11 protein-coding genes and 1 other RNA gene are annotated in these 12,756 nt (G+C 65.0%); 5 read left to right on the top strand and 7 right to left on the bottom strand.

Going from position 1 to position 12,756, the window contains the following annotated elements; translation table 11 throughout:
* The first annotated feature begins 29 nt into the window (after nucleotides 1–29).
* The 3 genes from ACLJEU_RS15305 to ACLJEU_RS15315 all read left to right on the top strand — a co-directional run bounded on the left by ACLJEU_RS15305 (nucleotide 30) and on the right by ACLJEU_RS15315 (nucleotide 3,318).
* On the top strand, nucleotides 30–512 hold the full coding sequence (locus ACLJEU_RS15305) for a (2Fe-2S)-binding protein (RefSeq protein ID WP_414661573.1): 483 nt from the start codon (nucleotides 30–32) through the stop codon (nucleotides 510–512).
* Nucleotides 509–2,752 (top strand): xanthine dehydrogenase family protein molybdopterin-binding subunit, encoded by a 2,244-nt coding sequence (locus ACLJEU_RS15310; protein ID WP_414661572.1) that lies wholly within the window; start codon nucleotides 509–511, stop codon nucleotides 2,750–2,752. Before ACLJEU_RS15305 ends, ACLJEU_RS15310 begins: the two co-directional genes overlap by 4 nt.
* Before the next feature lie 89 nt (nucleotides 2,753–2,841).
* Entirely contained in the window at nucleotides 2,842–3,318 is a 477-nt protein-coding gene (locus ACLJEU_RS15315) for a hypothetical protein (protein WP_414661571.1), read from the top strand.
* A gap of 125 nt (nucleotides 3,319–3,443) precedes the next feature.
* On the opposite strand, the gene ACLJEU_RS15320 is transcribed toward ACLJEU_RS15315, so the two are convergent.
* From ACLJEU_RS15320 to ACLJEU_RS15345, 6 genes are all read right to left on the bottom strand, one after another.
* Nucleotides 3,444–5,651 carry a DNA polymerase domain-containing protein gene (locus ACLJEU_RS15320; RefSeq protein ID WP_414661570.1) on the bottom strand — a complete coding sequence of 736 codons (2,208 nt, stop codon included), beginning with the start codon at nucleotides 5,649–5,651 and terminating at the stop codon, nucleotides 3,444–3,446.
* A gap of 69 nt (nucleotides 5,652–5,720) precedes the next feature.
* The gene (locus ACLJEU_RS15325) at nucleotides 5,721–6,059 is read right to left on the bottom strand and encodes a hypothetical protein (protein WP_414661569.1); all 339 of its coding nucleotides are present in this window, start codon (nucleotides 6,057–6,059) and stop codon (nucleotides 5,721–5,723) included.
* Nucleotides 6,060–6,156: 97 nt separating this feature from the next.
* A non-coding RNA gene (ssrS, locus tag ACLJEU_RS15330) (6S RNA) lies at nucleotides 6,157–6,338 on the bottom strand.
* A 101-nt stretch (nucleotides 6,339–6,439) separates the two neighbouring features.
* Nucleotides 6,440–6,901 (bottom strand): hypothetical protein, encoded by a 462-nt coding sequence (locus ACLJEU_RS15335; protein WP_414661568.1) that lies wholly within the window; start codon nucleotides 6,899–6,901, stop codon nucleotides 6,440–6,442.
* A complete protein-coding gene (locus ACLJEU_RS15340; RefSeq protein ID WP_414661567.1) occupies nucleotides 6,888–7,187 on the bottom strand; it encodes an ATP-dependent Clp protease adaptor ClpS in 300 nt (99 codons plus the stop codon). Before ACLJEU_RS15340 ends, ACLJEU_RS15335 begins: the two co-directional genes overlap by 14 nt.
* Nucleotides 7,188–7,246: 59 nt before the next feature.
* On the bottom strand, nucleotides 7,247–8,017 hold the full coding sequence (locus ACLJEU_RS15345; RefSeq protein WP_414661566.1) for a glycosyltransferase family 2 protein: 771 nt from the start codon (nucleotides 8,015–8,017) through the stop codon (nucleotides 7,247–7,249).
* Between the two features lie 67 nt (nucleotides 8,018–8,084).
* On the opposite strand from ACLJEU_RS15345, the gene ACLJEU_RS15350 reads away from it, so the two are divergent.
* Complete coding sequence (locus ACLJEU_RS15350) at nucleotides 8,085–9,920, top strand: tetratricopeptide repeat protein (protein ID WP_414661565.1); 1,836 nt, start codon at nucleotides 8,085–8,087, stop codon at nucleotides 9,918–9,920.
* 176 nt (nucleotides 9,921–10,096) lie between these two features.
* Here ACLJEU_RS15350 and ACLJEU_RS15355 read toward each other — a convergent pair whose 3' ends face one another.
* Nucleotides 10,097–11,875 (bottom strand): proline--tRNA ligase, encoded by a 1,779-nt coding sequence (locus tag ACLJEU_RS15355; protein WP_414661564.1) that lies wholly within the window; start codon nucleotides 11,873–11,875, stop codon nucleotides 10,097–10,099.
* A 133-nt stretch (nucleotides 11,876–12,008) separates the two neighbouring features.
* Between ACLJEU_RS15355 and ACLJEU_RS15360 the strand changes: the two genes are divergently transcribed.
* Nucleotides 12,009–12,623 carry a hypothetical protein gene (locus tag ACLJEU_RS15360; RefSeq protein ID WP_414661563.1) on the top strand — a complete coding sequence of 205 codons (615 nt, stop codon included), beginning with the start codon at nucleotides 12,009–12,011 and terminating at the stop codon, nucleotides 12,621–12,623.
* Nucleotides 12,624–12,756: the final 133 nt, after the last annotated feature.

Raw genomic sequence — 12,756 nt, forward strand, 5'->3', positions numbered from 1 at the left:
TCACCCCGCCCCCAGCTCCATCGAATTCCATGAAATACACGCTCAACGTTAACGGCACGTCCCGCACGGTGGACGTTGCGCCCGACACCCCGATGCTGTGGGTGCTCCGCGATCATCTCGATCTGGTCGGCACGAAATTCGGCTGCGGCGTCGGCCAGTGCGGCGCATGCACGATTCATATCAACGGCGAGGCAACCCGGTCGTGCATGACGCCGGTGTCCACCGTGGGTCGCAAAAAGATCACGACCATCGAGGGACTGGCGGCGGACGCCGCGAAGCTCACGCCGTTGCAGCAGGTCTGGTGCGACAGCGACGTCGCGCAATGCGGCTACTGCCAGGCAGGCCAGATCATGCAGGCCGCCTCGTTCCTGAAGGACAACCCGAAGCCCGCGGACGACGAGATCGATGGCGCGATGGCCGGCAATCTCTGCCGCTGCGGCACCTATCTGCGCATCCGCGCCGCAATCAAGCAGGCGGCCGCGATGCCCGCCGGCAAGGAGGCCGCCCAATGAATTCCTCAATCACGACCTTCTCCGCGCCGGTCAACCGTCGCGACTTCCTCAAGCTGACCGGCCTCGCCGGCGGCGGTCTCGCCCTCGCGTTCTACATTCGCTCCGGCGGCGACGCCGCCGCAGCGGAAACGTCCGCCAGCGGTGATTTCAAGCCCAACGCTTTCATCCGCATCACGCCCGCCGGCGCGGTCACCATCGTCTCGAAGCAGCCCGAAATGGGCCAGGGCGTGAAGACGTCCCTGCCGATGATCATCGCCGAGCAGCTCGAAGTGCCGTGGAAGGAAATCTCCATCGAGCAGGGCGACTTCGACGACAAGCTTTACGGCAACCAGGGCGCCGGCGGCAGCAACTCGACGCCGAACAACTACGACAACTTCCACCTCGTCGGCGCCACGGCGCGCACGATGCTGGTCGAGGCTGCGGCCCAGACGTGGGGCGTCCCCGCCAGCGAGTGCCGCGCCGAAAAGGCCGCGGTCCTCCACACGTCCGGCAAGTCACTCAAGTACGGTCAGCTCGTCGCCAAGGCGGCCACCCTGCCCGTCCCCGCCAAGGAAGCGGTCGTGCTCAAGCAGCCGAAGGACTTCAAGCTCCTCGGCACGCGCGTCCCGCAGTTCGACAGCAAGAAGATCGTCACCGGCCAGTCGCTCTTCGGCATCGACGTGAAGCTGCCCGGCATGCTCTACGCCGTTTACGAAAAGTGCCCGGCGTTCGGCGGCAAGGTCGTCAGCGCCAATCTCGATCAGATCAAGACCCTGCCCGGCGTGAAGCACGCCTTCATCATCGAGGGCAACGGCAAGGTGAAGGAACTCGTTCCCGGCGTCGCCATCGTCGCCGACTCGACGTGGGCCGCGTTCAGTGCCCGCAAGCAACTCAGGGTGACGTGGGATGAGGGCAAGGTGGCCGGCGAGAGCTGGGACACCTTCGTTGCCCAGGCCCGCGAAAAAGCTGCCCAACCCGGCGGCCGCACCCTGCGCAAGGATGGCGATCCCGACGCCGCCCTCGCCGGCGCCGTGAAAACCGTGCAGGCCGAATACCTGTATCCATTCATCTCGCACGCCAATCTCGAGCCGCAGAACACGACGGCGCATTGGAAGGACGGCGTCATGGAGCTCTGGTCCCCGACGCAGATTCCGACAATCGGCGCCGGTCTTGTGACCAAGGTGCTGGGCGTTCCGGCGGATAAGATCAAACTCCACATCAACCGCGCCGGTGGCGGCTTCGGCCGTCGCATTGGCGCCGATTACCTGATCGAGGCCGCAGCCATCGCCCACAAACTCGACGTGCCGGTGAAGCTCACCTGGTCCCGCGAGGACGACCTGCGCCACGATCAATATCGACCCGGCGGCATCCACTTCCTCAAGGGCGGCATCGACGCCAAGGGCAAGGTCGTCGCCTGGAAGAATCACTTCTTCACCTTCGGCGAAGGCGGCAGCCCGGGCAGCGGCGGCGGCCTCAGCCCGGATGAATTCCCCGGTCGCTGGATCGCCAACTACCAGGCTGAGCAGACGATGTTTGAAACGGGCTGGCCGATGGGTCCGTGGCGCGCCCCGGGCAGCTGCGTCTTCGCTTGGGTCATCCACAGCTTCATCGACGAACTCGCCCACGCCGGCGGTCGCGATCCGCTGGAACTGCGCCTCGAATTGCTGGGCGACAAGGACGACATGCCCGCCGGCGGTGGCGGCGCCGCCAAGGGCAAGGGCCCGGCTGCCGGCTACAACGTCGCACGCATGCGCAATGTCCTCAAGTTCGCCGCCGAGAAGGCCGGCTGGGGCAAAAAGAAATTCGCGAAGGGCCAGGGCGCAGGCATCGCGTTCCACTTCAGCCATCGCGGCTACTTCGCGCAGATCGCCGAGGTGACCGTCTCCAAGGACGGCCAGCTCAAGGTCGATCGGTTCATCAGCGGCTGCGACATCGGCGCCCAGGTCGTCAACCTCAGCGGGGCTGAAAACCAAGTCGAAGGCTCGGTCGTCGACGGCCTCGGCACCCTGATGACGCAGGAGATCAACATCGAGCGCGGTCGCGCGGTGCAGAGCAACTTCACCGACTACCCGCTGATTCGCATCACGGATGCTCCGACCAAAATCGAGACGCACTTCCTGAAGACGAACTACCCGACCACGGGCCTCGGCGAGCCCGCGCTGCCTCCGGTCGCTCCGGCCGTCTGCAACGCAATCTTCGCCGCCACCGGCAAACGCGTGCGCCAGATGCCGCTCTCGCGGACCGATCTGCGCTGGGCGTAACACCGGAACGGTCCCGCATTACAATCCACCCGCTGACGCGCTTTGCACCAGGCGTCGGCGGGTGGATTTTTTCCGCTCGCAGCCCGCTCATGCTCACGTCCCGCCGCGATTACATCCTGCGCATCATCGACGAAGTCGGCCGCCTGCTCGCGCGCGTCGTCTTCAAACGCCGCAACGGCGAGCCGGATCAGGCGCTGCAGGCCGTCGTGCAGGCCTGTGAGCGGCTCTTCTCACTCGAAGCGGACAAACTGTTTCAATTCACCCCGGAACAGCATTTCGTCATGCTCACCGACGGCGAGACGCCGGAAATTGCCCGCGACAAGGTGCTGCTCTACGCCGCCCTCAACGCCGAAGCCGCGCACGCGTACACCGCGCTCGGCAACGCCGCGATGGCCCGCGCGACCGCGCTGAACGCCCTGCGCTTCTCGCTCCGCGCGCGCGTTGAATTCCCTGCCAACAACCTGCCGGCGTTCGCCCCCAACCCAGCCCTGCTCCGCGAGCAGCTCGGCGCCACGCCGCTGGACGAGGGAACGTTGGAGCTACTGAAGCGAGCCGGGCTTTCATAGCCACTCTTTGGACAGAATGAACAGAATTGACTGAATGGCGCTGCAGGTCGTCTGGCCGAGGCCCTTTTCTGGATTCCGTCCATTCTGTCTATTCTGTCAGAAGAACCACGGTCCCTGACGCCGGGCTAAAACAACAACTCGCCCTGCGCCGGCTCCGGCGGCGTGGGCTTCGCACCGCCGAGAAATGTGCCGTAGCGCTCGAGCCAGTCGTTGAGTTTCTCGAGGTAGTAATCCGGGTCGTAGGGCGCCGCCACCGGATCGTAGAGCGCCAGCGGACGCGCCCGTTGCCAGTCGCTTGTGCGGCCTTTGGCGCGGGCCGTGATGTAATACGTCACGCGCTCGCCCATGCGCGGGCGGGGCGTCAGTTGCAGCGCCACTTCGGCGGCAGCCCGGCGCGGTTTGCCGCCCTCGGCAATCATGCGTTCGTACGCGTCCGGATTCTGGCTGAGCGTCTCGCTCTTCGCGAGTTCCCCCGGCGGCACCGCGCGAAGTGGAAGTTGTGCACGGTAGTTCTCCCACGACACCAGCGGCGACTCCGCCGTCGCCCCGAGGAGAAAGCGGATCAGCTGGCTCGACAGCTTTTTCAGAAACGGCTCGATCCCCCGCGATCGTAGCGCGCTGCCGCGCAGCGTGATCTTCTTTCCGTCGTACAGCGCGTAGTTCTTCGCCTTGTAGCAAAACATCGCGGCATAGCGTCCATCGTACTCAAGCTCGATCCCCGCGGGGAGAATCGGCGCGACCAGCGCCAGCAGCTCGTCGGGTTGATCGAAATATTTTTCCGACGACAGGTAGATGCCGTCCGTGTCCGCCTCGAGAATCGTGCAGCCGAGCCGCGCAAACTCATCGATCAACGCCTGCAGCAGTTCGCGCCCGCGGCGCGTGACGTCCGCCGCCAGCTCACCGTCGCCGAAACGCGCCCCGGAAAATCCCAGGTAGCCGTAGAACGAATTGATCAGAATCTTGAAGTTCGTCTGCCGCGCCTGTGCCTCCGCGCGTTCCTCTGCGGTGGGCGCGGTCTTCGCCCGCTGCTTGTACGTCAGGCGATACTCGCGCAGCCGCCGCAACAGCGGAATGAATACGCCGAGCGTGTCGTTCCGCGGATTGCGCCCGATGGTCAGGAGCAGGCTTGGATACAGCGACGCGACGTCGAAGTGCAGCACGTGCCGAAACACGCCTTCCTGAAAACTGCGCGTGTAGCCGCCTTCAAACGGCTTCACCTCCGGCGGCGTCGGACACGCCTGCCGCGCGTGGTAGTATTCCTCGAGAAACAGGAGATCGATCTTCGAGGTCGCACCGCGCAGCGTGGCTTCCTGCAGCAGCGTGGGAAAGGTCCGGGTCTGCTCGAAATACGTCGGGAGCAGCTGATCCGCGAGTCCCTGCGTTTCCCGCAGGTCATCCTCGAGGTAGGCGCAGAATCGCGCGCGATCCGCGACGAACACGTGCTGGATTTGATCGCCGCGAATGTACGTCCGCTCGTCGTCGTCCTCCGTGATGCCAAAATAGACCGCGGCCTCCTTGAGCCCGTAAGAGGTCATCTCCCGCGTCGTGATGTCGTAGAGCTGCACGAGGAGGTACGTATCCACGACGGCCCGACCCGGCAGATCGCACCGCGTGAAATCGATCCAGCGCTCCGCCACCTTGAGCTTGCTGCTGCGAAACGATGCCTTTTGCCCGTAACGCCCCCACTCGCAGGCGAGCTTGTGCCGCCGGCAGCGCTGCCGGAGGTAATCGAGGTCGAACTTGAAGAGATTGTGGCCCTCGATGACGTCGGGATCGATCTCGGCCAGCGCCACGCTGAAATCCTGCAGCAGTTTCTTCTCGGCCGCATCGGTCATCTCGTCGAGCAACAGCAATCGATTCCGGCCCGCACAGCGCAGCCCGATCGCCAGCACGCGGTCACCCGGCCGGGCTGCATCGGGAAACCCGCCGTCGGGCGACGCGACCTCGATGTCGAACTGGCACCGCCGCAGCTGACTGAAGGTCAGGCCGCGGTACAGGCGCTCGCGTTGCTGCAGGAGAAACTGGCTTTCGAGCGGACGGATCGCGTCGGCCCGGACGCCCGTTTGCTCGTTCCGCAGAAAGCCATTGAACGCATCGAGCGTGTCGGCGTGCAGCAGCCGGCGAAACGGCCCCTCGCCGTTCAAGTCCTCGACCGTCACCCCCACCAGCGTGGCATCGGCGGGCGCGGCGTCGAGCCAGGCAAACGGTCGGAGCGTCGCGGCCCGATGCTCGCGTCCGCCGTCAGCCGTCGCTATCGTCGTGTGCACGCCGCCGGTGTCGTCGACCCACACGCCACACAGGGTGCCCGCGGCCTGGAGGCGTTCTTCAATCATGCGGCTCGCAGGCTCCAGTGTCCGTCAACGCGGCGCAATCGCGGCATCCCGCTCGCGTTCAACCGGAGTTCAGAACGGCTTCGTGTACACCATGACGATCGCGACGAGCGCGAGGACGATGGCGATGACGCTCAGCGTGCCGGCCGCGCCACGGCGGCGGTAACCGAAGCCGGCGAGGGCGGAAAGGCCGAGCCAGCATACGATTTTCACGATCAGCCAGCCTGGAAAGCCCACCTGCAGTTTCGCCTGCAGCCCGAAGCCGCCGACGAGCGCCAGCAGGCTCGCGATGCCGGTGATCATGAGCACGCGCTTGCGCGTTTCCGGGGCCGCGGCGAACGCGTAAAAGGTGTAAGCGGTCAGAACCAGCACCGACGCGACGTGAAGAATGGAATAGATGGTAGGGCTCATGGGAGGCGGGAGCTCAGCGCGGCGGCCCAATCGGGTCCACCCAATTTGTGCACAGAAAAGGCCGATCCGGATGGATCGGCCTTCAACTGAAAATAAGTGACGCCCCGCCTGTGCCGTATGCCCAAAGGCTCAAGACCTTTTTTAGTTAAGGTGGGCGCCTCCGCCGCAGCGTCTGTCTTCCGGTTTACGGCCTGACATCTTCCACGACGGTTTTGGCTCCCGTGATTTTCCTAAGGCAAAGAGCAGTTTTTGAAAGCACCTCGAACACTGCAGGGTGTCGCTTCCAAAGTAGGTCACACCCCCGCCCCGTCAAATGCCGATTGCAGGTTGTGGGCAATAAAACCGCCGGGCCATTAACGGCCCTTTCCGCGGCCGCTCCCTCAAGCGCCCTGGATGCTTTCGTCCAAGTGCTGAATGATCAATTCCTGCACGGTCGCGAGAAAGAGGTAGCACATGAAGGCCTTTCGCAGCCCTTCCTCGAGCGACATCAAATCCACATCGCCGCTCTCCAGCGTCTCGTCGCCCAGCTGCTTCAGGTATTTCTCGCGCAGGCGCAGCCGCACTGCCGCGCTGGCTCGCAGGATCACCTCGGCATTCTTCTCGTCGAAGGCCACGACGCCCTCGCGGAAAAACTCGTCGTCAAACAACGCCAGCAGCGCGCACACGTCCTCGTTCTGCGTGCCGAGCAACTCGTCCACCCACGCGCCGTGAAACTCCGGGTCGAGATCCGTCAGCGCCACCGGTGCTGCCAGATTTTTCCCAAGGCTGTCCGCCATGTCCTTGATGACATCAAGGAGCGGCGCGACGACCGGCAGGGCCAGTTTCACTTCAATGCGCTTCATCGTGCTCAAGGACGGCGGTGAGGTGCCATTGTTGCAAGGTGAAGACATACGCCTCCGCCTTTTCCCGCAAGCCGCTCCACACGATTGATCGCCCCTGCTCGTGCACCTCGAGCATCTTCTGCCGGGCGGTCGACTCGTCGAAACCGAAGACCTTTTTGAACACCATGACGACGTACGACATGAGGTTGACCGGATCATTGAGGACGACCACGCGCCACACGCCCTCGAGCGCGAGTTCGGTGCGGGAGATCTCCTTGGTTTGCGGCTGGGAGCTGAAGACGGTCACGCGCGGTAGTGAATGGGCGGAACCGCGGCGTGCAAATCCGATCGACCGCAATCTGCGGGTCAGGCGTTGATCGCCGGACGCAGTTCCGGGCGGAAGAGCGGGCTCGATCGCAGCCCCCACGCCGCGAGACGAAACGCCAGCCCCGTCCCAAGGCACCCGACGCCATACTGCACGCTGCGGCGGAAATTGATCGAGGATGCCTCCGGGAAATATTTCGTCGGACACGTGATCTCCGCGATCGTGCACCCGGTCCAGTGGATCTGCGCGAGCATCTGGTTGTCGAAAACGAAGTCGTCCGAATTCACTTCCAAGGGCAATCGTTCCAGCAACGGTCGTGAAAACGCCCGGTAACCGGTGTGATACTCCGAGAGCTTGGCCCCGAGCAACGCGTTCTCCGCCGCGGTGAGCGCGCGGTTCGCCACGTATTTCCACCACGGCATCCCGCCGGCCAGCGCGCCGCCGCCAAGGATCCGAGACCCAAGCACGCATTCGTAGAGCCCGCCCGCCACCAGCGATGCCATCGCCGGCAGCAGCCGCGGCGTGTATTGATAATCCGGGTGCACCATGATGATCACATCCGCCCCCGACTCCCGCGCCAACCGGTAGCAGGTTTTCTGGTTGCCGCCGTAGCCGCGATTCTGCGGGTGCACCGCCACCCGCGTGTGCGGCAGCGTGCGCGCGATCGCCACCGTCGCATCGCGACTGGAATCGTCGACCACGATCACTTCGTCCACGACGCCCTGCGCCATGACCTCGTCATAGGTCTGGCGCAACGTCAGCTCCGCGTTGTAAGCGGGCATCACCACCACGATTTTCTTGCCGTGCAGCACGTAAGCAGGGGAGTTTGGGTTGCCTGAAGATGTCAAACGCGGCGCAAAGTCGAGCCCTCTCCCACCCATGCTGACGGGAACCGTTCCGCCCGCCTCGCCCTCGCCCCCGGCCCCGGCGCGGCCGCAGCCGTGGTTAATCGCGCTGGTCCTCGTGGTCCTCACCCTGCTCACCTTCTGGCGCGTCGGCCAGTGCGACTTCGTCAACCTCGACGACGACGCCTACGTGCAGTTCCAGCCGCTGGTGAACCAGGGCCTGCGCGCTCCTGGAATCGTGTGGGCGTTCACCGGCACGCACAGCAACAACTGGCATCCGCTGACGACGCTGTCGCACCAGCTCGACTGCGAGATCTTCGGCGTGAAGCCCGCCCCGATGCACTGGGAAAATCTCGGCTGGCACGTCCTGAACACGCTGCTCGTCTTCCTCGTGGGGCGCGCGCTGACCGGCGCGACGTGGCGACCCGCCGTCGTGGCGGCCTTCTTTGCCGTGCATCCGCTGCATGTGGAATCGGTCGCTTGGATCTCCGAGCGCAAGGACCTGCTCAGCGGTTTTTTCTGGCTGCTCGGACTTTGGGCCTACCGCGTCTACGCGCGCGCGCCGTCCGTTCGCCGCTACCTGCTGGTGGCTGCCGCCATGGTGTTTGCGCTGCTGGCGAAACCGATGGCGGTGACATTTCCGTGCACGCTGCTCCTGCTCGATTTCTGGCCGCTGCGCCGCTGGCCGGAACGCAGCTGGCGCGCCTTGGTGATCGAGAAGCTACCGCTGTTCGCATTGGTCGCAGCCCACAGCGTGCTCACCTTCATCGTGCAGAGCGCCACCGGCGCGGCGCACTACGGCGAGCGCTTTTCGCTCGGTGTCCGCGTGGCCAACGCCCTGGTCGCCTACGTACGCTACCTCGGCAAGACCTTCTGGCCGGAATCACTCGCGCCGATGTATCATCATCCTGGACACTGGCCCGTGCTCGTCGTGGCCGGCGCCTGCGTGATCCTCGGCCTGCTGAGCCTCGCGGCCTGGCGCTGGCGGCACCGTCAGCCGTCGGGACTGTTCGGCTGGCTCTGGTTTCTCGGCACGCTCGTGCCGGTGATCGGCCTGGTGCAGGTCGGGGCGCAGTCGATGGCGGATCGTTACATGTACCTGCCAATTCTCGGCGTGCTGACACCCGCGGTCTGGATCGGCGCGCACCTGCTCGAACGCTGGCCACGCCCACGCGTGCTCGCGATCGGCGCGAGTGCGGCGATCGCAGTCGGACTGGGCCTCGTGGCAGCCCGGCAGGTGCTGGCGTGGCGCAACAGCGTCACGCTGTTCGAGCACAGCATCAAGGCCGGCGAGGATAACGCCCCGGTGCGTTACCTGCTCGCGGTGGCGCTGCAGGGCGCAGGGCGGCCGGCCACCGAAGTCGCAGCCCAGTTTCACCGGGCGCTCGAGCTCAGCCCTGATTACGTAAACGCGCGCACGCAGCTCGCCGCCATCGCGATCGGGCAGCAGAACTACGACGAAGCCCGCCGGCACATCGAAGACACGATTCGGATCGAACCGGAAAACGCCGCGCTCCACGTGAACCTCGGGGCGCTCTGGATGCGTGTCGGCCGACCTGCCGACGCCATCCCACACTTTGAACAGGCACTGCGGCTCAACCCCGATTCCGGTCCCGCCCACCTCGAACTCGCCCGGATTTTTCTCGGACAAAACCGACTCGACGAGGCGCGGGCGCACATCAAGGCGCGGGCCGAGCTCGAGCCGTGGAACCCGGACGCGCTCGCCGACTACGGCAACATTCTCCTCGGGCTGAAGCGATTCGAAGAGGGCCGCACCTATCTCACCCGCGCCCTGTGGATCCGACCGGACTTCGCCCTGGCACGCCAGAGCCTTGAAGCGCTGAACGCCGCGACGGGAAGCAAGGGCTGAGGCGGGGGCTGCGCTCGACGCCAGCAGTTGAAGGTTGAAAGGTGAAAGTTGAAAGTGGGAAACCGGACGGCGTCGTCCCTCTCCGGCGAAACTGGAATCAAACTGAATTTATCAATGCCGGTCATTCTCCTGATTTCGCGAAGTGACCGCCTCTTTCAACTTTCAACCTTCACCTTTCAACTACCAGCAGCCGCCTTGGCTCGCGCCTCGCCCACCGCTGCCGACACGCGCGCCTCGGCTTCAGCGAGCGGCACCTTGGCGACTTCCTTCTGCGTGCGCCACTTGAGCTCGATGATGCCTTCCTTGAGGCCCTTGCCACCGATGGTGAGGCGCAGCGGAATGCCGATGAGGTCGGCATCCTTGAACTTCACGCCCGGGCGCTCCGCGCGATCGTCGATCAAGACGTCAGCACCCGCACGTTCCGCCGCTGCCCCGAGCTTCTTCGCGAGTTCCATGGCCTCCGGCAATTGCGGATCGAGCACGCACACCAACACCTGGAACGGCGCGCAGTTCCACGGCCAGACGATGCCGTCGGCGTCGTGGCTCTGCTCGATCACCGCCTGCATCGTCCGACTGATGCCGATGCCATAGCAGCCCATCACCATGTGGTGTGACTGCTTCTGGTCATCGGTGTAAACTGCGCCGAACTTCTCCGAGTACTTCGTGCCGAGTTTGAAAATGTGGCCGACCTCGATCCCACGGCGCGATTGCAGCGGCAGACCTGATTTGGGATCGGGCTCACCCGTGCGCACGCGACGGAAGTCGCCGAACTTCGTCACGGCGAGATCGCGCGTCACGTTGACGTTGCGCAGATGGAAACCGTCCTTATTCGCGCCGGTCGTGCCGTTGCCGATGAGGCGAATCGCGTGATCGGCAAAGATGCCGGCGAGCGCCCCCTGATTCTTGATCGTGCCCTTGACCGCACCGAGACTGCCGGGCTTCGCGCCGAGCACGGGCTCGATTTCCTCGGCGGTGGCCGGGCGGAACAGCGTGAAGCCGAGCGAGCCGAGCTTCGCCTCCTCGAGTTCGTCGCAACCGCGAATGACCACGAGGAACGGCTTGCCGTCGCCCATGTACACCAGCGTCTTGAACTGCTGGTTCGCCGCCACGCCATACGGCGCCGCCTCGAGCGCCGCAATCGTCACCACCCCCGGCGTGGCGAACTCTTCCACCGCGCCTGCGGGCGCCGCGTCCTGATGACCGGCCGGGACGAGCGCGCTCGTCGCCTTCTCGCGATTCGCCGCGTAGCCGCTGGTTTCGTTGTAGATCACGTCATCGTCGCCGATTTCCGCCGGCACCATGAACTCGTGTGAAAAACTTCCGCCCATCACGCCGGTGTCCGCCTCGACCGCGATGGCCTGCGCACCGATCCGTTTGAAGAAGCTTTCGTAGGCCGTCTTCATGATGTGGTAGCTCTTCACCGCGCCCTCGTCCGTGGCGTCGAATGAATACGCATCCATCATGATGAACTCGCGCGCGCGCATCAGCCCGTAGCGCGGCCGGATCTCATTCCGGAACTTCGTCGCGATCTGATAAAAATTCTTCGGCAGATCGCGATAGCTCGTGATCTCCGTCTTCACGAGCGGCGTAATCACTTCCTCGTGCGTCGGCCCGAGCACAAACTCCGGCTCGCGGCCGGCGCGCTTGCCGTCGCCGGCGCTGTCGGCGCGAAACATGATCTCGCGCGCCGCCGCCCAGCGCGGCCCCTCCTGCCACAATTCCGCCGGATGCACGTGCGGCATCCACAACTCGATGCCGCCCGCCGTATCGAGTTCCTCGCGACAGATCTGCGTGATCTTCTGAATCACCCGGAGCCCGAGCGGCATGTACGTGTACAATCCGCCGCCGAGCTTGCGCACGAGTCCGGCGCGGACGAGCAGCTTGTGCGACGCGATCTCCGCATCGGACGGACTCTCTTTCAGTGTCGGGATAAAAAACTGCGACCAGAGTTTCATGAAGTCGCGCAACGAAGCAGCCCGGGCGGGGCGGAGCAATCCTTGTTTGCGGCCTGACGTCGTCGTCCCGGGCGCGCCACCTCTACCCCAGCCTTGCTTCGCCCGCCCCTCGTGGCTTTCCCTCCTTTCGCTCATGTCCGCCGCGCCCAAATCACGTCAGCCCTGGCCGATGAAGTGGATCGTCCTCGCGATCCTCGTGCTCATCGTGCCGTACACGTTTCTGACGCTGCGGTATCGCAAGGCAGGACCGGCCTTCCAGCCTTACGAGGACATGAAGAATCGCGCCAACGTCGCGCGCCTGCTCGCCGCCGGTTACCAGCGGATTCCCATCACCGCGCAACGCCCGGCCGACGGCGGCCGCGTCGCGGGCGGCGCGGCCGTGCTGCCGGATGTCGGCGGCGTGCCCGCCGATCTGCGCTCGACCCTCGTCGAGACGCCGCTGCTCGCGACCGAGATTCTCAGCGTCACCACCGCGCCGGTGATGGCACCGCAACAGCCCTACGTGATCCAGCTCACGTGCACGTTGCCCACCGATCACCAGCAACTCGGCGGCGCGGAACTCTACGTGCGCGGCGACCGGCTCGTGCTGCTGCCGACCTTCGAGCACGTCGCGGACGGTCTCGTCGCCCGGTCGCGGCAGGCGATCGTGTTGCTGACGATTCCCGCCGGCGCCCTGAAGCCCGGCCGCTATGATTGCGTCCTCGTCGGCGAACGCGCGTCGCGTGGCTGGCCGTTGGAAGTAAAGTGATCGCCCTTCGTCCGGGCGCGCGGCGCCGTTGCGTGAGCGTTTTGTCCGGTACAGCCAGCCGGCGTTCAGCGCCCGTCGAATTACATGGTTTTTCGGATGGCCTCTATTGACGAGCCGCGCCGCATCACCGACA

Origin of the sequence: Terrisphaera buseokensis (genome assembly GCF_047521145.2) — a bacterium.
GTDB lineage: Bacteria > Verrucomicrobiota > Verrucomicrobiia > Opitutales > Opitutaceae > ER46.

What these genes read in the sequence shown, in the direction of transcription:
- ACLJEU_RS15325 (WP_414661569.1), bottom strand. Translation starts at nt 6,059, where the DNA reads ATGAGCCCTACCATCTATTCCATTCTTCACGTCGCGTCGGTGCTGGTT.
- ACLJEU_RS15350 (WP_414661565.1), top strand. Translation starts at nt 8,085, where the DNA reads ATGCTGACGGGAACCGTTCCGCCCGCCTCGCCCTCGCCCCCGGCCCCG.
- ACLJEU_RS15355 (WP_414661564.1), bottom strand. Translation starts at nt 11,875, where the DNA reads ATGAAACTCTGGTCGCAGTTTTTTATCCCGACACTGAAAGAGAGTCCG.
- ACLJEU_RS15315 (WP_414661571.1), top strand. Translation starts at nt 2,842, where the DNA reads ATGCTCACGTCCCGCCGCGATTACATCCTGCGCATCATCGACGAAGTC.
- ACLJEU_RS15360 (WP_414661563.1), top strand. Translation starts at nt 12,009, where the DNA reads ATGTCCGCCGCGCCCAAATCACGTCAGCCCTGGCCGATGAAGTGGATC.
- ACLJEU_RS15305 (WP_414661573.1), top strand. Translation starts at nt 30, where the DNA reads ATGAAATACACGCTCAACGTTAACGGCACGTCCCGCACGGTGGACGTT.
- ACLJEU_RS15320 (WP_414661570.1), bottom strand. Translation starts at nt 5,651, where the DNA reads ATGATTGAAGAACGCCTCCAGGCCGCGGGCACCCTGTGTGGCGTGTGG.
- ACLJEU_RS15335 (WP_414661568.1), bottom strand. Translation starts at nt 6,901, where the DNA reads ATGAAGCGCATTGAAGTGAAACTGGCCCTGCCGGTCGTCGCGCCGCTC.
- ACLJEU_RS15310 (WP_414661572.1), top strand. Translation starts at nt 509, where the DNA reads ATGAATTCCTCAATCACGACCTTCTCCGCGCCGGTCAACCGTCGCGAC.